Source organism: Bartonella sp. MR90HLJMH, assembly GCF_042194115.1.
Classification (GTDB): Bacteria; Pseudomonadota; Alphaproteobacteria; order Rhizobiales; family Rhizobiaceae; genus Bartonella; species Bartonella grahamii.
Genome location: NZ_JBHIMM010000005.1, coordinates 25,764 through 47,280, shown reverse-complemented (window position 1 = coordinate 47,280; position 21,517 = coordinate 25,764). Strand labels below are relative to the sequence as shown.

Annotated in this window: 16 protein-coding genes and 1 pseudogene; 15 read left to right on the top strand and 2 right to left on the bottom strand. The window is 36.7% G+C overall.

Annotation, left to right across the window (positions count from 1 at the left end):
- Positions 1-109: 109 nt before the first annotated feature.
- The 6 genes from ACFIJ9_RS04640 to ACFIJ9_RS04615 all read left to right on the top strand — a co-directional run bounded on the left by ACFIJ9_RS04640 (position 110) and on the right by ACFIJ9_RS04615 (position 8,725).
- Positions 110-535: a hypothetical protein gene (locus ACFIJ9_RS04640; RefSeq protein WP_375635958.1), complete on the top strand. Its 426-nt coding sequence runs from the start codon at positions 110-112 to the stop codon at positions 533-535.
- Entirely contained in the window at positions 505-675 is a 171-nt protein-coding gene (locus tag ACFIJ9_RS04635) for an outer membrane protein (RefSeq protein ID WP_375635957.1), read from the top strand. The genes ACFIJ9_RS04640 and ACFIJ9_RS04635 overlap by 31 nt, the downstream gene beginning before the upstream one ends.
- A gap of 182 nt (positions 676-857) precedes the next feature.
- Positions 858-1,748, top strand: coding sequence for an outer membrane protein (locus ACFIJ9_RS04630; RefSeq protein ID WP_375635956.1), 891 nt, complete (start codon positions 858-860; stop codon positions 1,746-1,748).
- A 1,503-nt stretch (positions 1,749-3,251) separates the two neighbouring features.
- Entirely contained in the window at positions 3,252-4,892 is a 1,641-nt protein-coding gene (locus tag ACFIJ9_RS04625; RefSeq protein ID WP_375635955.1) for a porin, read from the top strand.
- Positions 4,893-5,140: 248 nt separating this feature from the next.
- Entirely contained in the window at positions 5,141-8,056 is a 2,916-nt protein-coding gene (gene ileS / locus ACFIJ9_RS04620) for an isoleucine--tRNA ligase (RefSeq protein WP_375635954.1), read from the top strand.
- A 177-nt stretch (positions 8,057-8,233) separates the two neighbouring features.
- Positions 8,234-8,725, top strand: coding sequence for a hypothetical protein (locus ACFIJ9_RS04615; protein ID WP_375635953.1), 492 nt, complete (start codon positions 8,234-8,236; stop codon positions 8,723-8,725).
- A 648-nt stretch (positions 8,726-9,373) separates the two neighbouring features.
- On the opposite strand, the gene ACFIJ9_RS04610 is transcribed toward ACFIJ9_RS04615, so the two are convergent.
- Positions 9,374-9,820 carry a nucleoside deaminase gene (locus ACFIJ9_RS04610; protein ID WP_375636040.1) on the bottom strand — a complete coding sequence of 149 codons (447 nt, stop codon included), beginning with the start codon at positions 9,818-9,820 and terminating at the stop codon, positions 9,374-9,376.
- 269 nt (positions 9,821-10,089) lie between these two features.
- On the opposite strand from ACFIJ9_RS04610, the gene ACFIJ9_RS04605 reads away from it, so the two are divergent.
- The 9 genes and pseudogenes from ACFIJ9_RS04605 (at position 10,090) to lpxK (ending at position 21,188) form a co-directional block, all read left to right on the top strand.
- The gene (locus ACFIJ9_RS04605) at positions 10,090-11,490 is read left to right on the top strand and encodes a pseudouridine synthase (RefSeq protein ID WP_375635952.1); all 1,401 of its coding nucleotides are present in this window, start codon (positions 10,090-10,092) and stop codon (positions 11,488-11,490) included.
- The gene (gene rsmD, locus ACFIJ9_RS04600) at positions 11,471-12,037 is read left to right on the top strand and encodes a 16S rRNA (guanine(966)-N(2))-methyltransferase RsmD (protein WP_273787828.1); all 567 of its coding nucleotides are present in this window, start codon (positions 11,471-11,473) and stop codon (positions 12,035-12,037) included. Before ACFIJ9_RS04605 ends, rsmD begins: the two co-directional genes overlap by 20 nt.
- An 805-nt stretch (positions 12,038-12,842) precedes the next feature.
- On the top strand, positions 12,843-13,292 hold the full coding sequence (locus ACFIJ9_RS04595; protein ID WP_375635951.1) for a hypothetical protein: 450 nt from the start codon (positions 12,843-12,845) through the stop codon (positions 13,290-13,292).
- A 1,688-nt stretch (positions 13,293-14,980) separates the two neighbouring features.
- The gene (locus ACFIJ9_RS04590) at positions 14,981-16,312 is read left to right on the top strand and encodes a TldD/PmbA family protein (RefSeq protein ID WP_375635950.1); all 1,332 of its coding nucleotides are present in this window, start codon (positions 14,981-14,983) and stop codon (positions 16,310-16,312) included.
- A complete protein-coding gene (locus ACFIJ9_RS04585; protein ID WP_375635949.1) occupies positions 16,299-17,102 on the top strand; it encodes a 3'(2'),5'-bisphosphate nucleotidase CysQ in 804 nt (267 codons plus the stop codon). Before ACFIJ9_RS04590 ends, ACFIJ9_RS04585 begins: the two co-directional genes overlap by 14 nt.
- 46 nt (positions 17,103-17,148) lie before the next feature.
- Complete coding sequence (locus ACFIJ9_RS04580) at positions 17,149-17,394, top strand: DUF4170 domain-containing protein (RefSeq protein WP_375635948.1); 246 nt, start codon at positions 17,149-17,151, stop codon at positions 17,392-17,394.
- Between the two features lie 262 nt (positions 17,395-17,656).
- Positions 17,657-17,920 (top strand): annotated as a pseudogene (locus ACFIJ9_RS04575) (type ISP restriction/modification enzyme); the annotation flags it as partial.
- 915 nt (positions 17,921-18,835) lie between these two features.
- Positions 18,836-20,158 carry a lipid IV(A) 3-deoxy-D-manno-octulosonic acid transferase gene (waaA, locus tag ACFIJ9_RS04570; protein ID WP_375635947.1) on the top strand — a complete coding sequence of 441 codons (1,323 nt, stop codon included), beginning with the start codon at positions 18,836-18,838 and terminating at the stop codon, positions 20,156-20,158.
- Complete coding sequence (lpxK, locus tag ACFIJ9_RS04565; protein ID WP_375635946.1) at positions 20,148-21,188, top strand: tetraacyldisaccharide 4'-kinase; 1,041 nt, start codon at positions 20,148-20,150, stop codon at positions 21,186-21,188. Before waaA ends, lpxK begins: the two co-directional genes overlap by 11 nt.
- A gap of 19 nt (positions 21,189-21,207) precedes the next feature.
- Here the strand turns inward: lpxK and ACFIJ9_RS04560 are convergent, their stop codons facing one another.
- Positions 21,208-21,444: a DUF2093 domain-containing protein gene (locus ACFIJ9_RS04560; protein ID WP_012754677.1), complete on the bottom strand. Its 237-nt coding sequence runs from the start codon at positions 21,442-21,444 to the stop codon at positions 21,208-21,210.
- Positions 21,445-21,517 lie beyond the last annotated feature (73 nt).

Genomic DNA, 21,517 nt, shown 5'->3' with positions numbered 1-21,517 from the left:
GATGTATTTTATTTAGAGACAAAAGAAAAAACTTCAGATAAAGATGGACTACCTAAGCCTTGAGGTTTCATAGGTGGTATTTATTTAGGTTCCAACATAGAACTTGGAAATGTCCTCAATTCTAGGTGTTGAAACCGATGCAGTCTGGATAGACCGAGGAGAAACGAAGACGGTCTCAAAGATTCTTGCGATTGATGAATTTAATGATTTTAATGATGAATTTGAAGATGCTGGTGTTGCATTGGTGTTGTTGTATTGGATGAAAATAAAAAGTTTCAAAAAGGTGACACAGCAGTGTGTCGCATTGGTTTCAAAGAAAAATAGTCTGGTGCAACATGGGTTTGTGTTGGTTTTTCCGTCGCTGACCGCATTATGCCTTATGTTGCCAATGGTATTGCCTATGCGTAAATACAAGGTGTCGATAAAGTTTCAGAAACAAAAAAATCGGCAAATGGTAAATCAAGTAAAGAAGTTTCTGCTACGATATTTGATAAAACAAAAACGATGGTGGGTTTCACCCTTGGTGGTGGTATAGATTTCGCTATGACAAATCATATTCTGCTTCGTGCAGAATACTGTTACTCAGACTTTGGTAAGAAGGAATTTAAAAAGGGTTACCCTAAACTAGGCTACAAAACCAATGACTTTCATGTAGGTGTAGCTTACAAGTTCTAATTTCATCAAAAGTGCGATTATGAATAAAAAGTATTAATAAAAAATTAAAATTTCAAGAGATCTTGACTTTGACAAAACTGCTGTTTTCTGGGCTTTTATTTGTATGACTGTGACATTTTTACTACAGCTTTTCTATCTATAATCTTGTAAGGTCATTTTATAGTTAATTTAGGAGCAAAATTATGAATACAAAATATTTAATAGCAACTTCTGTTGCCGCTTTAATTTCAGCTTCTGCAGCACAAGCTGCTGATGTGATGATCCCTCATGAAGTCGCACCAGCAGTTATCGCAGCAGCACCTTCATTTTCTTGGACGGGTTTTTATCTTGGTGGTCAAGTTGGCAACTTTTCGAGTAAAACTAAAGTAACTATTCCAGGAGCAGATAAAGAGCTTTTCAAAAAAGATAACACACCTAGTCCTTCTGGTTTCATGGGTGGTATTTATGCCGGATCTAACGTAGACCTCGGAAATGGTCTCATTCTCGGTGTTGAAACCGATGCAGTTTGGGCAGACCGTGAAGAATCAAAAAAAGCCCGTGAATTGACGCTTACTGAAAAAGATGCAGCAAATTTTAATGATGCCCTTGAAAAAGCTAAGGTTGAATTAAAAGATCAGCAACAGTTTCAAAAAGATGACAAGGTAACAGAAACGCACAGTTACAAAGAAAAATGGTCTGGTGCGACACGTGTCCGTATCGGTTTTGCTGCTGTTGACCGTATTATGCCTTATGTTGCTGGTGGTATTGCCTATGCGCAGGTACAGGGCATTCAATCCGTTGCAGGAAAAGGAAAGAGAGCTAAAGTTGAGCAGAAAGCTGGCGGGGATGAAATTGTGCCAGAAGCAGGGGCTAAGCAAAGCATAGATTTGACTGGTGGTACTTGGGCTGATGACACGAAGACAATGCTTGGTTTCACTATTGGTGGTGGAGTTGACTTTGCAATGACAGACAACGTTCTTTTACGTGCAGAATACCGTTACTCCGATTTTGGTAAAAAGAAATTCGCAAACGATACACGTGAATTCAATTACAAAACCAATGACTTCCGTGTAGGTGTCGCTTACAAATTCTAATTTCGTAAAAATGAAATTAGAAGCATAAAAAATACTAAGGCCTCGTTTAACGGGGCCTTTATTTTATTAGCTCTCTATTCTATATCTCTTAATCCCTTCTATTTTTATTTGTATCATTTTGTGCTATAAGACTTTAAAGAAAAAAGTTTTATATTATAGAGGGCTAATTGGTGGTATATATGGATTTTATAGCTACTGATTACATAAAATCTTATATCACGGCTATCATTTTACGCCTAAGAGAAAAGTATTCAATTAATCTCAGAAATAGGAAAAGATCATAACCAGTGACTAACTTTATTCTGCATATGCCAGATTAGAGCGAGCATATTGCGTATATCTGTTGGAGTAAGCTTTGGGAAATACAGTCTCATTGGGGAAGAATATGAAGATGTAAAGATAGAAACCAGTTTCCAACTTTACCATCTTCTTTTAATTTAGCTTTACGATTTTCAAAAGTATTTAGGGCATTGTCTTACGTTTTTGTTTATTGCATTCTTTTTATGGGATCACACTCCTTATGCAAAACAGAACGCCCCAAACGGAATACACTTGTTGTTGTGTCTTCACACATTTGTTTTAAAGAAATATTTTTCAAACTACATCAAGTGTTTTAAAGAAATATTTTTCAAACTACATCAAGCCCACTTCATGTCAGTATCCGTGAGTGATATAAGACGGTAAAACCTCCCAATGAAATAATATAAAATCTATAGAGCACCACTATCGTTACACGCTTAATAAAAAGAGCAAGCTAGCATCATCATACAACTTTGCTAGCCACCAATGTTGTGGACAGACCTTGGCTGTTAAAAGCGTTCATAAGAGGCATTTAAAATTCTTTTAATTTTTTTATCCACAGACTGTTTCCGCTATCGAGAGACATGGTTTTGATTAATACAACATGAAACAGGTTTTAAATGATAGAATCCTAAAGTATTAGTTTTTTATTCAACATGAAAACAATAAATTATCCTTATAAATCAAACTGATGCGTCATGATGAAGACGTTTATGCAAAGAACCTAAAAGTTTTTTTGCGAGTGTTTGAATAAGTCCTTTGTTTTTCTTAATTTTAGATACAAAATATTATTGCTAAAGCACCAAAAATAGATCATGCTGATAAATAGATGAGACTTTGATGGCGCTTGGTTTTTAAAAAGGCAACATTTGATTTCACTGTTTGCACAGGCATTGATTTTGCAATAACAGATGATAGTTTATTACATGCAGAATACGGTTATTCAGATTTCGGTAAAAAGAAATTTATAAAGAATATTATCATTAACAGTTATGCAAAAATTTAATGAAAATGAATCCAACTTTAAGACACATAATTCTAGTGTGATTTAGTTTACAAATTTTCATTGAATGCAAAATTAAAAGTTTAAGAAGCTTTATTTTCAAAAAATCTTTATTTTGTTGTGAGTGTGTTATTTTTGCTACAGATCTTTCAAAAAAGATGCTCTATATACATTTCATTTTGGATATTTGGAGAGATTTTATGAATACAAAACGTTTAATAACAGCATCTATTTTTTCTTTAATTTCAACGTCTACAGCGCTAGCTGCTGATGTTATGATTCCTCATCAACCAGCACCATCGACATCTTCTACTATTGTTGCTCCTACTTTTTCATGGACAGGTCTTTATTTAGGTGTCCAAGCTGGTGGTTTTTCGAGCAAATCTGATATGGCTCTTGTTGATCAAGAAAAGAATTTGCCACTAGATAAAGAGTTCTCTCCTAAACTTTCAGGTTTTGTAGGTGGTTTTTATGCAGGTTCTAATATTGATCTCGGTGATAACTTTATTTTTGGTGTCGATACGGATTTAATGATATCTGGTAAAAAACACACAAAGACAATTACCATAGGTGCAGCTGATAACACTACAGTAGAAAATGCAGTCGTAAGATCCCGCAGATCCACAAAACCACAAACGTCTCCAACTTCGCAAGCAGGAGCAGGAACAGGAACACAACAAAAAAACGCCCAAGGATCATCCGCAGGTGCAGGAGGTAAAACAGGAGGGACTCCAGCAGCAGGATCCTCGTCAGAAAAATCTGCTAAACCGCAAGCCGATCAAGTACCAGCTAAGCCAGCTGCAGGTCAACAACCACAAGCAGGAGCAGGAAAATCAAGTCAATCAGTGACAACTGGAAATTCTGGCAATACTAATCCAACATTATCATCACAAACACCATCTTCACCCCCAGCCTCACAAGCAGGAACAGGAGCACAAACACAAACACAAAAAACCGACTCAGCAGTATCTGCAGGTGCAGGAACTGCAACAGGAGGGGCTCCAGCAGCAGGATCCTCGTCAGAAAAATCTGCTGTAACGCAGTCCAGTTCAGCACCAGCTAAATCAGCAAGTGCAGCTCAACAGTCACAATCAGCAGCAGGACAATCAAATCAATCAGCAGCAGAAAGAACAGTACCGAGCGGAGGGACACTTGTACTCGCGAGATCAGGATCATCCTCTGAACCAGCAAAAGCTTCCAATGGAACAAGCGGAGCCCAAGGTCATCATAGTACTCATCATGGTAGCGGAAATGCTAATCCGCATGGTGCATCTCATGGAGGTGGGTATGGCTCTGGCGCTCATGCGCATGGTGCTAGTTCACATGCTTCTCGTTCTCATGGTGGACAGAATATGGCTGGACACGGTGCACAAAGTACACAAGCGGTGGATAAGAACAATTCCAGTGCATATGGTATAGAACAAATGAAAAAGCTGGCTTCTGAACTTGGTCTTGATCAAGAGGATGAAGTTGAAACTTTAAATCATACTTTCAAACAAAATTGGGGTGGTGCTACACGGGTACGTATTGGTTTTGCTGCTGATCGCTTTATGCCTTATCTTGCTGGCGGTATTGCTTATGGGCAGTTCCAAGACACTGTATCAATATCCGTTAAGGATGAGGATGGAAGAGTCGTTTCTTCTAAGAACTTAGCTGATGAAACAAAAACCATGATTGGTTACACACTTGGTGGTGGCGTTGATTTCTCGCTTCTGGATAATGTGATTGTACGTGCAGAATATCGTTACTCTGATTTTGGTAAAAAGAAATTTGCAAAGGAAAAACTTGAAGTTAACTACAAAACCAATGATTTCCGTGTTGGTGTAGCTTATAAATTCTAATTTTTAAAAGAGTAAATTTCTAAAAGGCTCCACTATTAGTGGAGCCTTTATTTTTTAAAAGATCAATTTTTGGTTTCTTTTCTTGTGAATTTCATGATAAAGCCCATAGAGTGTGATGATATATTTTCCTGATCGCTGCTTAATATGAATGATAAGCTCGGCTTTCCCTATAGATAAAAACCAGAGTTGCAGGGTTCAGGGAAGTTATGCAAAAATGAAATCGTAAAAGTGGACAGGAATATTTCACAATGACTGTGAAAAATGAAACAATAGATTATTCAAAAACTCTTTATCTCCCACAGACAAATTTTCCTATGCGTGCAGGGCTTCCGCAAAAAGAGCTTGAATTGATGGCGCGTTGGGAAAATATGGGGCTTTATGCGCAATTGCGCCAACAAGCAAAAGATCGTCCATTTTATATTCTTCATGATGGTCCACCTTATGCAAATGGTCATATTCATATCGGGCATGCTTTAAACAAAGTTCTAAAGGATGTGGTTGTCCGTTCATTCCAAATGCGCGGTTTTAATGCAAATTATGTACCTGGTTGGGATTGCCATGGGCTTCCAATTGAATGGAAAATTGAAGAAAAATATCGAGCACAAGGAAAAAATAAGGATGAGGTACCTCTTCACGAGTTTCGTCAAGAATGCCGTGAATTTGCACAGCATTGGGTAACCGTTCAAAGTGAAGAATTTAAACGCCTTGGTGTCGTGGGAGATTTTAACACGCCTTATACTACAATGGCTTTTCATGCAGAAGCACGCATTGCCAGTGAATTGATAAAATTTGCTATGTCAGATCAGATTTATCGTGGTTCCAAGCCGGTGATGTGGTCTGTTGTAGAGCGTACGGCTTTGGCAGAGGCTGAGATTGAATATCATGATCATGAATCAGAGGTGCTTTGGGTTAAGTTTCCTGTTTTTAAAGCAAATTCTGATGATTTATATGGTGCTTATGTCGTCATTTGGACAACAACACCGTGGACAATTCCTGCTAACCGTGCAGTGAGTTATTCTTCGCAGATTTCTTATGGTATTTACGAAGTTGAAAGTACTGAAAATGATTTTGGTCCTCAAGCTGGGGAAAAACTTCTCTTTGCTGATGCGTTAGCTATGAGTTGTGCAGAAAAAGCCAAACTTGTTTTGAAGCGTTTGCGTGTTATTTCTGCTGAAGAATTGAAAGCTCTTGTTCTTTCTCATCCACTCAAAGGTTTGGCTGGGGGGTATAACTTTAAAATTCCATTGTTTGATGGTTCGCACGTAACAGAGAGTGCTGGTACAGGTTTTGTTCATACAGCGCCAAGCCATGGGCGTGAGGACTTTGAAATTTGGAATGATTATAAGTCCTTACTGGAGCAAACGGGGATTGATTCATCTATACCGTTTCCTGTTGATGATGCAGGGTTCTATACGAAAGATGTTCCAGGTTTGGGACCAGATCGTGAAGGAGGACCTGCACGTATTATAGATGATAATGGAAAAATGGGTGATGCTAATAAAGAGGTCATTAACGCTTTAATTAAAGCAGATCGATTGTTTGCACGGGGGCGTTTAAAGCATTCCTATCCCCATAGTTGGCGTTCAAAAAAACCCGTTATTTTTCGCAATACACCGCAATGGTTTATTTCAATGGATAAAGATTTTGGGGATGGTTCAACTTTACGTAGTCGGGCTTTGGAAGCTGTTTCAAAAACGCGTTTTGTGCCGTCTTCTGGGCAAAACCGCCTAGCTTCTATGATAGAAGATCGTCCTGATTGGGTTCTTTCTCGTCAGCGTTCTTGGGGTGTTCCTATTTGTATTTTTGCGAATGAGGATGGTGTTATTCTAAAAGATGAAGGTGTGAACGAGCGTATTTTACGGGCTTTTGAAGCAGAAGGGGCAGATGCATGGTTTGCTGAAGGAGCACGTGAACGTTTTTTAGGTGAGCGTGCACATGAGCCTTGGGTACAGGTTTATGATATTTTGGATGTTTGGTTTGATTCTGGAGCAAGCCATAGCTTTGTGTTAGAAGATCGGGCTGATTTGAAATGGCCTGCTGATGTTTATTTTGAAGGTTCAGATCAACATCGCGGATGGTTCCAATCTTCTCTTTTGGAAAGCTGTGGTACGCGTGCTTGCTCTCCCTATAAGGCAGTGATCACACATGGTTTTACTTTGGATGAGAATGGTAAGAAAATGTCTAAATCTTTAGGCAATACGGTTGTTCCACAAGAGATCATTAAAACATCTGGAGCTGATATTTTTCGTCTCTGGGTTATGACAACTGATTATTGGGAAGATCAGCGTTTAGGCAAAAAAATCCTTCAAACAAATGTGGATTCATATCGTAAACTACGCAATGCAATTCGTTGGATGCTTGGAACTTTAGCGTATGATGATGGAGAAGAAATATCTTATGGCGCACTGCCGGATCTTGAAAAATTTATATTGCATAGGCTTTTTGAACTTGATCAGTTGATTAATCGCGCTTACGATGAATTTGATTTTAAAAAGATTATGCGTGCATTATTGGATTTTTCAATCATTGAGTTATCGGCATTTTATTTTGATATCCGCAAGGATTCTCTTTATTGTGATGCGCCTTCATCAAAAAAACGCAAGTCTTCCTTGCAGGTTGTCCGTGAGATTTTTGAGCGTATGGTAACATGGCTTGCTCCAATGTTGCCTTTTACTATGGAGGAAGCTTGGTTAGAGCGTTACCCAGAAAGCCAATCGGTGCATTTAGAACAATTTCGCTCTGTACCAGAAGAATGGCAAAATCAATCTTTGTCTGAGCGTTGGAAAAAAATTCGGCAGGTCCGTAAAGTTGTTACAGGTGCTTTAGAGCTTGAACGCGTTGATAAGCGTATTGGATCCTCGTTAGAAGCCGCTCCTGTTGTTTTTATTTCCAATCCGGCTTTACGAGAAGCATTAGAAAATGTGGATATGGCGGAGATCTGTATTACCAGTGAACTCACAATTACGCAGGATACAATACCTTCCGATGCTTTTACTTTGAATGATGTTGAAGGTGTTGGTGTATATCCAGAGAAGGCATTAGGAAAAAAATGTGCTCGATCATGGCGTTATACACAAGATGTTGGGAGTGATCCTGCCTATCCGGATGTATCTGCTCGTGATGCAGCTGCTTTGCGGGAATTGCAGATTCTTGGCAAGATTTAAAATTTTAGATCAAAGGAAAGAAATGCAAGTAAATTTCTCATATTGATGAATATAGTTTTTTGTGGTACGAGAAAAATTCCGTTGTTTTATCTGCAGGGGGGAAATTTGTGTATGGAACGTTCTCTCATAAATAACGGGAATGTTAATTAGCCATATACTTAGGAAATGGAATAGGCAGTGAGAAAACGTGAAATAAAAATATTTCCAATAGGAATTTTAGGGATGTGCTTTGTTTTAACGGGATGCAATTTATCCGCTCCTACCTATGGTACCGATAAACCAGTTTCAATCCAGTTTTTTGAAGATGTTGCTAATATTACTTCATTAACACCAACAAATAACAGCAGCCAGATTGTTATGAAACCTCATCCAAAGCTTGTAATACCAAGCCCTGGTTCGCGCAGATTTTTACCGGTGCCACAACAAGATAGATCTGTCAATGAAATAGCAGCATCGAAGAAGCATCAAGGAAATACGTCTTTTCCTCACAAAGGATCGTCAGTTAATGGCGCTGGTTCAGAAAACCCTTCACAGTTGAATGCGAAGAAACGACAGGAATATTTACGGCGTCAGAGAGCACAAGTTGGAAGTTCAAAATACCGTCGCTATCTCACTGAACCACCTTTAAGTTATCGCCAACCGGCAAAAACCGCACCTATTGGTCGATAGGGAAAAGACAAAATATTTAAAGTAAAGAATTTTTCTAATTACTTATTATACCAAGCTCTCATTCTCGCGCAGTTATAATGCTGTTGTAGGAAGGGTGTTATTCTCATGAAATAGCAATATGACAACAGCATCGAGAGAGTCCTTATGCGTTTCCTAACACGAAACATTTCTCAAGCTCATTTTACAACATCGCTCATGTGGATAGTATAACGTAAAATCTATTGTGCTCCAATATCTTTATGCTTAGGAAGGAGAAAACTGATACTATCATTTTATTTTCCAAACTCCAATGTTGCGACAATTCTTGCATTTGAGAGCCTTCATAAGAGACATTTTTAGTCTTTTCTAAAACGTTCTTTATCCAGAAGATAATCCCGCTTATGATGTGCAAGAAAGTAACTTTTATTGCTTCAATGTAATTTGAAATGAGAGTATATCTACGATATTTTGGACTTTATATTTTATATACAAAATAATGAATTATTCTTATGAGTGAATGTATTATCTAATAGAAGCAATATTCAGCATTAAAAAAGAGAAAAAATGCTTCGAAATGGCTTTTGCTATATATATCAGAGGAATTAATAGTCTTTTTTTGAGAAATAGGATAGTTTTTAAAGAGTGAAAGTTATGGAAGAAGAATTGTTTTTAGTATCGCTTTTGTATAAAAAAATCTTTAAGTAATTGAGCAGCTTCTTTTTCTTTAAAACCAGAATAAATCTCAGGTTTGTGATGACAGGTTGGTTGCTGATAAAAACGAGGACCATTTTCTATAGCCCCCCCTTTGGGATCATTTGTTGCGTAATAGAGACGTCGTATGCGTGCAAATGAAATGGCAGCAGCACACATAGCACAAGGCTCAAGTGTTACATAAAGGTCGCAATCAGGAAGCCTTTCGCTTTGCAATGTTTCGCAAGCCATACGGATTGCGCGCATTTCTGCGTGTCCTGTAGGGTCATATGCAGATTTTATAAAGTTACCAGCGCGTGCAATGATAGCTTTTCCACGTGTAATGACAGCGCCTACGGGAACTTCATCTTTTTTTGCAGCCCATTGCGCTTCTAAAAGGGCTATTTCCATGGGCGTCAAAGTCATCATATTCTTTCTACTGAAGGTATAGAAAATCTAAAGGTTATCTCGATAAGAAATGCGATGGAATGAATAATTTATTACGCTTTTATAATGAAAGGAATACCTCTATTTTTTAAAGTGTTTAAAACAAACGTGCAAGTCAACAAATACATTATTGTCGTTAAAGGATAGAAAATGATAAATGATTATGCTACTTCCTCTTTCAGGATAAGCGGTATGGTGCATGTGAATAATTTTCTGAACATACTGGCAAAGATTGGTTTGAAACGCAAATGAATGAAAATAATGAGAGTGAACGAATTGCTAAAAGGTTAGCGCGTGCTGGTGTTGCTTCGCGTCGAGATGCAGAAATGATGATTGTTGCAGGTCGCATTTCTGTAAATGGTACGGTCGTGACAACGCCTGCTTTTAATGTTAGCCGCTCTGATGTTATTAAAGTTGATGGCAAACCTTTACCTCCTATAGAACGAACGCGTTTATGGCTTTACCATAAGCCAGCAGGCCTTGTCACCACGAACCGTGATCCTGAAGGCAGACCTACAGTATTTAGTAATTTACCAAAAGGAATGCCGCGTGTTCTTTCTGTTGGAAGGCTTGACATTAACACGGAAGGGCTTTTGCTTTTAACTAATGATGGTGGCTTAGCGCGTGTATTAGAGCTTCCTGTAACAGGATGGGTCCGCAAATATCGCGTCCGTGCTCATGGAAGAGTAAAGAAGAGCGCGCTGGATAACCTTAAAAATGGTATTGCGATTAATGGCATTTTTTATGGTTCGATTGAAGCATCAATTGAACGTGAACAAGGATCTAATATATGGCTTTCTGTCGCTTTGCGTGAAGGAAAAAATCGTGAAATAAAGAATGTTTTAGGGGCGTTGGGATTATCAGTTAATCGATTAATACGTGTATCTTATGGTCCATTTCATCTCTCTGATTTAGAAGAAGGAGCCGTGCAAGAGTTAAAAGGGCGGATGTTACGAGATCAGTTGGGGGAGCGTTTGATTATGCAAGCCAATGCAGATTTTGATGCTCCTATTCTTAAGCCATTTTCAAATTCTGCAGTTGTTGCAGAAAAGCAAAGCCAAAAAGATCTTTCTGTTGCAAATGATGGTTGGGTTTTCTCAAGTGAAAGGGCGATACGGCGCCGACCAAGAGATGATTCTGTTGAACATAGTCGTGCACGATTAAGTGCAAAGTCTCATGAGAATGTAAAGAAGGAAAAAAGTGAGGAAGGAAAAGCAGAGCGTTTTCTACCGCGTTCTCGCCGTGCTAATGTTTGGATGGCTCCTGGTGCACGTCCGCAGAGTACACGTAGAAAGCCTTCTTATAGTGAGGAGAAATCGCATGATCATAAGAGCGATTTGGATGGTAGAAAATCCTTTCATCGAGGCAAGGAAAAACTAAAAGAAAGTCCGTCACACAAAGAGAAGAGGGGAAGTTTTGTTCAAAAACGTGGCAAAACATCTTATGACGAGACGCATCCCTCTGGTAAGAAAGATCGCTTTTTCAAGGATAAAGAGAAAATGATAAAAAGTGGACATGAGGAGCATTCTTTTGAGAGAAAGAAAAAGGTAAAATCGTTTGGTGATGCTATGAAAAAATCTAAACCACATAGGGATGGTGCAAAAACTTCGAAGCGATTTGGAGGTTCACGTGCGGATCATAGGCGGTAAATTTGCTGGGCGTGTTTTGTTTTCGCCTGTTAATCAGTCGATTCGCCCAACGAGTGATCGTACACGTGAAAGCCTTTTTAATATTCTTTCTAGCCGTGAAGAACAATTTTGGACCAATAAACGTATTCTTGATCTTTTTGCTGGTACTGGTGCTTTAGGCATCGAAGCACTTTCACGTGGAGCAAAGGCGGCTGTTTTTGTTGAAAACTCGGTTGAGGGGCGTGGGTTGCTTCAAAAAAATATAGAAGCCTTTGAATTACAGTCGATAGGACGGATTTTGCGTCGTGATGCGACAAAACTTGGCAATATTGGCACAATGCTTCCATTTGATGTTATCTGCGCTGATCCTCCCTATAGCCGTTGTTTAGGTGAACGTGCTTTCGTAGAAGCTTTGCGAGGAGGGTGGGCAAAAGCTGATACACTCTTCATACTTGAAGAAAAGAAAGATACAATGATTCATTTACCCGACGTCTTTTATCTAGACGATGAGCGTTTTTATGGTGAGACAGCAATACGTCTCTATAAATTACGATCGCTTACATTTTGAGAAAGTTCTTGTTTTTATCCGGTAGGATGAAAAAATGCTTCTTTACAGTTTTCTTCATTTTATATGGTTTTTAAAAGGTTACGGAGAAAGTAAATAAAAGATTCTAATGTTAAAGGAATTGATGAATTTTGATTTCATTATGTTTTTTGTCTGAATCTCTCATTTTTTTGAAGTTTTTTATAGCCCCAAGAGCGAGTCTTTTACAATATACGCCCTTTAATATAGAGGGGCCATCTGTTCTTCTGTCTAGCCAAAAATTGCTTTGAGGTGTAATGCTATTGGACCTAAATTAGCAGTATGTATTGCTGCTAATTTTTGTAAGTTATATGCTGATTTGTTAATTTCAGCTACATTAAAAGTGAAAAGCATTATCAAAGCTTTAGTGTATTATTAGCTTTACTACCGATGAATGTTTTTTCTCCAATAGGATACATATTTCACGACAACAGTTATGATACCTTTTTGTCTAATTTCTTTCGGCTGAACATTAATCATCAACATCTCATTAGCAGCTGAAAGCTTTCAACTATGCAGTCTGCATTTATATCCTAAATAGTACGTAACTTTTATCTTTATTATTGTATGAACTTAAAACAGATATTTTCTATTTAAGGTAGACAATAGTGTTCATTTATACTGAATATTTGTGTGTTTATTTTATTAATATCGCTTGTTGAGTTAATCATTATATATTAAGTAAATCTGAAAGTATTAAGTGTGTTATCGTTATTACATTTTTAAGAATAATTTTTATATTATTCTTAAGCAATAAAACTAAATGATTTCTAAAACAGGGAAGATTATCATGTTTAAATGGATATATAGCGAAGAAATTAACACAGAAGCGAGTGCTGAGCAAATTTGGGCTATATGGGAAGATGTGGCATCATGGCCTTGCTGGGATAGTGAACTTGAGTGGGTAGAACTTTCTGGTCCTTTCAAAGAAGGGGCTACAGGACGCATGAAACCTAAAAAGGGACCTACAGTAACTTTTACACTTGATAAAGTTATAAAAAATGTTTTCTTTTCTGATTATGCTAAACTGCCTCTTACTCACATAAGTTTTGATCATGAATATATTTGTTCAAAAAAATCTGATTCTTCAAATAACAAAATTCGCCATACTGTAACCATGTCTGGTTTACTTTCTCCTTTCTTTGGAATGGTTATTGGGTCAAAAATTAAGTTACACCTTCGTGATGCAATGATTGAAATGAGCAGACGTGCTCTTATTGAAAACAAAATCATCTCGTAAGGGGGTGCATTTATAAAGAAGTTAATACCTTTACAAAGGCGCAGAAATCTTAGCCTTGTTAGAATGAAATCAGTTATGAGTGTATAGCAAATCGATGAGCTATGGTGTGGTTTTTCATTAGTCGTTGAAATCGAGTCAAATCATCTGAGAAAATTAATTTTGCATCAAAGATCTTATAAGAGTCATTGAATTTTATTCAATATATAAAAGCTTATGAGGTGCGCATTTTTACTGAAAATAAAGAAAGTTGTAGAAGCTTCTGCTCTTGTGAATCTGTAGGTCGATATTGTCATGATATTTGCCAGTTTCTAGTATTGCGATAGTTTTTGATTTGAGAGCCTTGATAAAAGGCATTTTGACTTCTTCTTAAATAGTTTTTATCAACATTACCTCTATTCATGATGTGAGAGCGAATAGTTGTGATTTCCTCAACATAAATAAGTTTAAAATGGAGAAAATTTAATGATATTTGATTCTTTTATGCAAATTACAAAACGATCAATTATAATTATAAATCAAAGTGTTTTTTTGATTAAAAGATGATGACGTTCTAAAGAGTACAGCTTTAAAAGGCTCTAAAGGATAAATAAGCTCACTCTTAATTTCCGTAAAATTAATTTCGTATCATTGTATATATTTGGTTTAAATGTTTAAAAAAGCGATTTTTTTAAATGCGTACATATATCCTAGTTTCTGCAAATATTTTTGTATCTGTTAAAACAATTATGAGCGATAAACTTGTCAAAATTAATTGGAAGAATACGCTTATTACAAATTGAATTGAAAGATAGATACAATGTTGAGTTTTATATAAAAGCTTTATTGATTATCGTTTTATGACAGTATTACACTTCTTTATTTTTTAATGGAGGGGAAAGAGTATAGTTCTTAAATCAAAATCTATCTAGTATCTTAGAATTTTTGTTTCAGGAAAAAGAAGTCGGTCAAATTATGCCTGTTTAATAACAAAATAACCGATTAAGGATGACGCATGAAAAAATGAGATGCTCTCGATTAGACGCATTAGAAACGAGAGAGAATGTTATGATTATAACTTATTTCTGATAAATATAAAAAATGAGTTCTTTGTGATACCACGTCCATGAGGGTAAAGAAGTTTATGACTGCTCATTTTGTTGAAACCATAATGAAAGGAAAAATTTTTTATTCCGTTTATGTTTTTTGTTTACAAGATTGCCATCTTATTATGAGAGAGTTTATAGAAGCAAAGAAGTATACACAAATATAAGGCATTTTCTTGATTCTTGCTTGGAAATTAAAGAATGCTATAGGAATAAAGGAAGTTGTTTGACTATCCAGAGGACATAAGGTTTGTGACTTAAGTCGTTTTATGCTTTTCGAATTTTTGAGGATTTTGAATTAAATTCAAGTGTTATTGCTAGGTCGTTTGTTGATTGCCAAGTTTTCGGTTGATTTGATTATCAGTACAGATTGGGTTATCTAAAATGATAAGGGGCAATGAGAAATCTTGAAACTAAAGAAATTTTACGACATATTGCGTCTTTTCATAAAGAAGCTAAAAAGGAAATTATTCGATGCATTAAAAGAAAAAATGCATGAAATGTGCGTAATTTTATGAATAAACATACAAGAGTTATATTCTGATTTATATAAAATTGTCAGAGTGCTTATCAATGTAAATAATAAAATATTTCAGGGAGTCTATAATGACTGACAAAAACCAGATTGAGAAAGCTGTTTCACTGGTTGAAGCAGCAAGGCGTTCTGGGGCAGATGCTGCTGATGCCGTTATTGTTCATGCTCATTCTACCAGTGTATCAGTTCGTTTTGGGAAAGTCGAATCAACAGAAGCAGCAGAGAGCAATGATTTTACTCTAAGGGTTTTTGTTGGAAAAAAAGTAGCAAGTGTTTCTGCTAATTTAGCGTCTTATCCGCAAGAACTTGCGGAACGTGCTGTTGCGATGGCTAAAGCTTCTCCCGATAGTTTATTTGAAGGTTTGGCAGATAAAGAGTGTTTGGTTAAGTCTCCTAAAGATCTTGATCTTTTTGATGATTTTGTGCCAAGCAGTCATTTTTTAACAGAAGATGCTTTAAAAACAGAGGCAGCAGCTCTTGATGTTAAAGGTGTAAGTAATTCTAGTGGCGCTGCAACAGCTTATGGTCGGAGTGGGTTTATTCTTGTGACCAGCGATGGTTTTTGTGGAGCCTATCGCTCCAGTTGCTTTTCACGTTCTTGTAGTGCTCTTGCAGGTGAAGGCACACAAATGGAGCGGGATTATGATTATACAACAGCCTTACATTTTTCTGATTTAGAGGCAGCAGAAACTGTTGGAAAGAATGCAGGGTTTGGTGCTGTCCGACGTTTGGGTGCAGTTCGTGCGGCGACTGGGGGCGTTGATGTTATTTTTAATCCGCGTACGGCTCGCGGAATTGCAGGGCATATCGCATCTATGGTCAATGGAGCCTCTGTAGCTCGTAAAACAAGTCTTTTACAGAATTTCCTAGGCAAGGAAGTGATGAAGCCTAATGTTAATGTAACCGATCAACCTTTGCGATTACGTGGAAATGCTTCTCATCCTTTTGATGGAGAAGGGGTAGAGGGGCAAACACTCAATATTATTGAAAATGGTATTTTAAAAAATTGGCTTCTTTCATCATCTACAGCACGTGAATTGGGACTTAAAACAAATGGACACGGTGTGCGTTCGGCATCATTAGTGCAGCCGACAAGTACAAATTTTGCAATTGAACCGGGTTTAGTATCGCCTTGCGATATGATAAAAGATTTGCGAAATGGATTTTATGTGACCGAATTATTCGGTCACGGCATTGATTTTATTACTGGTCAGTATAGTCGTGGGGCTTCCGGTTTTTGGATTGAAAATGGTGAAATTGCTTATCCGGTGAGTGAAGTAACGCTAGGTTCTGATTTGCTTCATATGTTAGCACATTTAACACCTGCCAATGATATTGATCGGCGTTATGGTACGGCGGCTCCAACATTGTTAATTGAAGGGATGACACTTGCAGGAAAATAACACGCATCATTCTTCTGATTTAAATCTTTTGCGGGATGTTTGTCGAGAGGCAGGAGATTTAGCAATGCGGTATTTTGGATGCACGTTGGATGTTTGGATTAAAGAGGGGAATTCACCGGTCAGTGAGGCAGATTTTGCTGTTGATCATTTTTTGAAAGAGAAGCTTCTTGGAGCGCGTCCAAATTATGGATGGATTTCAGAAGAAACAAAAGATAATCGAGAACAACAAGATTATGAACGCTCCTTTGTGGTTGATCCTATTGATGGAACACGAGGTTTTCTTTCTGGCAGTCCTTATTGGTGTATTTCGGTTGCCATTATTGAGAATGGGCGTCCTATTGTGGGCGTTCTACAATGTCCGGCTCAAGGAGATATTTATGCAGCTGTAACGGGTGGAGGGGCAACATTAAATGGGATAAAACTTCCTCGTTTAGCCTCGGGGGGGCATCGAAAATATAAAATTTCGCTTGATAAATCGCTCGCAAAAAAATTACCAGATGATTTTCTCAATCGAGTTATTCTTTACCATTATCTTCCTTCTCTTGCTTATCGTATTGTTCTTGTTGCTCAAGATGAAATTGATATCGTATTAGTTCGTCCAAATTGTCATGAATGGGATATTGCCGCTGCTGATCTTATTTTGCAGGAGTGTGGAGGGTGTTTTTTATCGCTTGATGCCCCTTTACTATCTTATGGAATTGAACCTTACCAATATGGACTTTTAATTGCTGGTAAAAATAATTGCTGTCAAGATATGATAGATGTTGTTCGTCAAACAAAGTTAGTTTAATCACGTAAAAGCGCGCTAAAATAATCTAAATGATATGGAGGCACATATGACTGAAACCAACGAAAAAAAACAATATTTATATCTTGTATTTGGTGGGGAATTAAAAAATCTTAACAGTAATCAATTTAAGAATCCTGATGATTTAGATGTGGTTGGTATTTTCTCGGATTATCAATCCGCTCAAGAAGCATGGCAGGCAAAAGCACAAAGCAGTGTAGATAATGCATTACAACGTTATTGCATTGTAGATTTGCATCAGTTTCTTGATGCTGAGTTAGGCGATGCAGAGTAAAGCTTGAATATTTGGTCATTATAGCCTGTAGATTGCTTCACGCTTTTGTTTAATCGTCCTTTCCATAGGTACGTTCTTCGGGTAAAATAGAATGCCGTAAAAAAAGAATATGCTTGTTGTTTAAAATTCATATGTTTTCTTAATGAAACATCTTTCAAGGCACCCAAGCACATTCCATAATGGTGTCCGTGCAAGTTATAAAATCCATTGTTGCACCACCATCTTTACGCTTAATAAAAATGCAAGACAGTTCTATTAACCTATTTACAACAGCAATATTATCATGACGAGCTATCACTCGAAGTTTATGATTATATTGTGAATAGTCACTCTGCTTTTGAATGGAGTATGAAACATTAATGCGTTCAGATTAATAAAAAGAGTAGCATTATTAATGATACCAATTACTACTCCGTTGAGATTATTAGCACTCCCTACTTATCCATTGGAATTTTTCCAACAAGTTATCACTATAAGCTTAGAAACCATGAAAGTCGTTAGAAACTTACCAAAATTAGAAACTTAGAAAAACTGAATAGATTGATGAAGTTAACTTACCTCATAAGTTTTTTTGAGTACTCGTTTAAAACTACAATCTATAAATTAATCATTTTGTGTTGATTATACACAATCTTAAAAGGAATAATACACCATGCGATCTCCTGAAAAGAGAGGATTTAAAATTTTGAAAACTCTTATTTAAATTGCTTTAAGACTTTTAAGAAATTTTCTATTAAACAAGATTAGATTTTTCTGGATTACCTTTAAGAGATTATATCACAATTTAAAATGAGAACTTTATACCGTTCAAAAGTTTTTTTAAGATTAGTTTTACATATTCATTTTATTGAAATGAAATCATAGAGATTAGGCTTTTTTAAAACATATTTTATTTGTTGGATTTATATAGGTTATAATATTTATATGGATTATTTTTTGAAAAATTGATAATACATAATATATGTAAAAATAAGTTTTTTCTCTAAAATACCAACGTGCAAAATTCAAAGTTTTACTAAAATCATAAGAAGTATTTATTCAGTGAGCTGAAAAAAATTGATACAATCTATGTTATAGGTTGTATGATATTTATCATTTATATTTTCAAAATTATAATCGACTGAAATGTAGCTTTGTTATTTTTTGAGTAAGATTTTTTATAGGGTGCAGAATGAAGTGATAAAATCCATATAAGTGACAAAGTTTCATTAAAAGAGATTTAAATAACGTGTATAGGTTATCTTTATAGGAAAATTTTAAAAAAAATATGGCGATAAAATTACGTTTTTTGTCCTTTATGTATTGAATTTTCTCATGGGTGAAGCGTTTTTTATTCAAGATATGGATGATATTAAAAAAATATGGATGTAACTAATAGTGTGAATTTTTTAACAAAATAAGCATATAGATATCTTAAAATAGCTGGAAGAGGTGATTTTAAATGGTAGAATTAAAGGCACATACGGCTCTTTTAAGCTATCGGATGATTGGTTTTTGCTTATGTCCTGTTATTCCTTTTTATTTGTTCTTCCGTGCTATTCGTGGAAAAGAAGAGTGGTGTCGCAAAAAAGAGCGTTTAGGTAAAAGTTCTCATGTACGCCCCCAAGGTTCGTTAGTTTGGTTGCATGCAGCAAGTGTTGGAGAAACACTTGCACTTGTCCCACTTATAAATTATATTTTATCATTGAAAATCAATGTGTTAATGACGACAGGGACTGTGACATCTTCTACTCTTGTGAAAAAACATTTTGGTAATAGGTTGATTCATCAATATGCTCCTTTGGATTTAGATTTTGCAGTGCGCCGTTTTATTAGTCATTGGAAGCCTGATCTCGCCTTGATTTGTGAATCAGAAATTTGGCCTCTTCGTATTAAAGAACTTGCAAAAATGCGTATTCCGCAGATTTTGGTTAATGCCCATATGTCTGAACGTTCTTTTAAAGCTTGGCAAAAACGACGCGTTCTTGCCAAACATATTTTTAAGGATATTGATTTGGCGATTGGTCAAAACGAAAGAGATGTAGCTTATTACCATACACTTGGCGTAAAATCTGTTACGTTTTCTGGGAATCTCAAGGCTGATGTTGTTCTGGTTGAAAATCAAGCATTGCTTGCACGTTATCGTAATGCAATCGGCAATCGCCCAGTTTGGGCAGCTGTTTCAACGCATGAAGGGGAAGAGGAGATTGCTTTTGAGGTCCATAAGATTGTTAAAAATTATTTGCCAGATTTATTAACAATTATTGTGCCTCGTCATCCTGAACGTTCAGAAGATCTTATCAGAAAATGCGATAATAAGGGGTTGCGTTTTATTCGGAGGAGTAGAGATGCTGTTCCAAACATGAATACCGATATTTTATGGGGAGATACAATTGGAGAAATGGGGCTTTTTCTTCGCTTATCGAAAGTTTCTTTCGTTGGTAAGTCGTTATGTGGAAATGGTGGACACAATCCATTGGAATTGGCTTTGCTTGGTTCTGCTATTTTGACAGGGCCCCATGTTTCAAATTTTCAAGAGATGTTCGAACAATTTTTAACGCATGATGCAGCATATATAGTTCAAGATACAAAACAGCTTGCTATTCAGGTGTATAAGCTTTTAACAAATGAAACATTGCGACAAGAAATGGTTGATAAGGCTCATGAAGTGGCGACAGATATGGCAGGTGCACTTGAGCGCACATTAAAGACTTTAGATCCATTTTTACAACCCCTTGTAATACAAACGGGTTTACGTCAGCGTCAGGGTAGATATGCATATTAGCGCCCCCCATTTTTGGTGGAAAAATAAAAGCTTTTTGCGTTTTGTATTAGCTCCAGTTTCATGGGGGTATGGTTATTTTTCAAGTCGTTTTATGACAAGACAGCCTTCCGTGATTGATTTGCCAGTTTTGTGTATTGGAAATTTTACATGTGGCGGTGCGGGTAAAACGCCGGTTGTTATTGCTTTTAGCAAAGTGGCTAAAGAACTTGGTTTCGTACCTGGTATTGTATCACGTGGTTATGGTGGATCAGTTAAAGGGGTACATCTTGTAAATGAGAAATATGATACTCCACACAATGTTGGAGATGAGGCACTTTTACTTGCACAGCATGCTTTTGTAGCTGTATCACCTAATCGTTATGCAGCGGCACAACGGCTTAAGCAAGAGGGATGTAATCTTATTTTAATGGATGACGGATTTCAAAGTCGCCGTCTTTATATGGATTATACGTTACTCGTTGTTGATGCGATGCGCGGTTTTGGTAATGGAGCTGTCTTTCCAGCAGGACCTTTGCGCGTACCATTAAAAACGCAGTTTTCTTTTATGGATAGTGTTTTATTGATTGGTCATTCCGATGCGCCTGATAATGTTTCTTTTCTTGTTTCTCGTACTGGAAAGCCTTTATATCGTGCTCATCTTAAAGCCATTGCCTCTGATGAGGTTTCAGGAAAATCATTTTTGGCATTTGCCGGTATTGGCAATCCAGATAAATTTTTTAAATCTATTAAAGAATTATCTGGTCATGTGGTGCAAACTTACATGTATCCAGACCACTATTTTTTCACAGATAAAAATTTAAAAAGCCTTATACAAAAGGCTAAAATGCACAATTTATGGCTAGCAACAACAGCTAAAGATTATATCCGTATACAGACAATTCACACGCAAAAAGATTTGAAAAATCTTATTGTCTTTGATGTGAATGTTGATTTTGTTCAAAAAGATTTCTGTCGTATGGTCCTTGAGGAGGTCATGAGCCGCTTTAGAAAACGTTCCCTTGAATTTTTTTGTCTAAAAGGTAAAGGCTAAATTTATAGCTTTCGAGGGTTTATTTTTCTTTTGTTTTTAACAATTGCTTGAGATATGGGTTGCACTCAAGTTCGCGCTGATAGGAGATTTCACAACTAGCATATGCTTCTTGACGGTGATGATTCCAATATTTTAAATCATCTATAGGGATTTTTTGTCCGCTAACAGCACAAATGGTATAGGAACCATATTCTATAATGTCATATCCATTATTAGAATAATGAATTTTTGCTTCGCGTTCACTATCGGAAAACATTATAATTCCTTTTACTGATACAAGAGATTCAAGAAAAGTGCCATAAGATATATTATAAAGTCGAGAGTTAATT

What these genes read in the sequence shown, in the direction of transcription:
- ACFIJ9_RS04580 (WP_375635948.1), top strand. Translation starts at nt 17,149, where the DNA reads ATGACTGAAACCAACGAAAAAAAACAATATTTATATCTTGTATTTGGT.
- ACFIJ9_RS04635 (WP_375635957.1), top strand. Translation starts at nt 505, where the DNA reads ATGGTGGGTTTCACCCTTGGTGGTGGTATAGATTTCGCTATGACAAAT.
- ACFIJ9_RS04590 (WP_375635950.1), top strand. Translation starts at nt 14,981, where the DNA reads ATGACTGACAAAAACCAGATTGAGAAAGCTGTTTCACTGGTTGAAGCA.
- ACFIJ9_RS04625 (WP_375635955.1), top strand. Translation starts at nt 3,252, where the DNA reads ATGAATACAAAACGTTTAATAACAGCATCTATTTTTTCTTTAATTTCA.
- ileS (WP_375635954.1), top strand. Translation starts at nt 5,141, where the DNA reads ATGACTGTGAAAAATGAAACAATAGATTATTCAAAAACTCTTTATCTC.
- ACFIJ9_RS04605 (WP_375635952.1), top strand. Translation starts at nt 10,090, where the DNA reads ATGAATGAAAATAATGAGAGTGAACGAATTGCTAAAAGGTTAGCGCGT.
- waaA (WP_375635947.1), top strand. Translation starts at nt 18,836, where the DNA reads ATGGTAGAATTAAAGGCACATACGGCTCTTTTAAGCTATCGGATGATT.
- ACFIJ9_RS04630 (WP_375635956.1), top strand. Translation starts at nt 858, where the DNA reads ATGAATACAAAATATTTAATAGCAACTTCTGTTGCCGCTTTAATTTCA.
- ACFIJ9_RS04595 (WP_375635951.1), top strand. Translation starts at nt 12,843, where the DNA reads ATGTTTAAATGGATATATAGCGAAGAAATTAACACAGAAGCGAGTGCT.
- ACFIJ9_RS04640 (WP_375635958.1), top strand. Translation starts at nt 110, where the DNA reads ATGTCCTCAATTCTAGGTGTTGAAACCGATGCAGTCTGGATAGACCGA.
- lpxK (WP_375635946.1), top strand. Translation starts at nt 20,148, where the DNA reads ATGCATATTAGCGCCCCCCATTTTTGGTGGAAAAATAAAAGCTTTTTG.
- ACFIJ9_RS04610 (WP_375636040.1), bottom strand. Translation starts at nt 9,820, where the DNA reads ATGACTTTGACGCCCATGGAAATAGCCCTTTTAGAAGCGCAATGGGCT.
- ACFIJ9_RS04560 (WP_012754677.1), bottom strand. Translation starts at nt 21,444, where the DNA reads ATGTTTTCCGATAGTGAACGCGAAGCAAAAATTCATTATTCTAATAAT.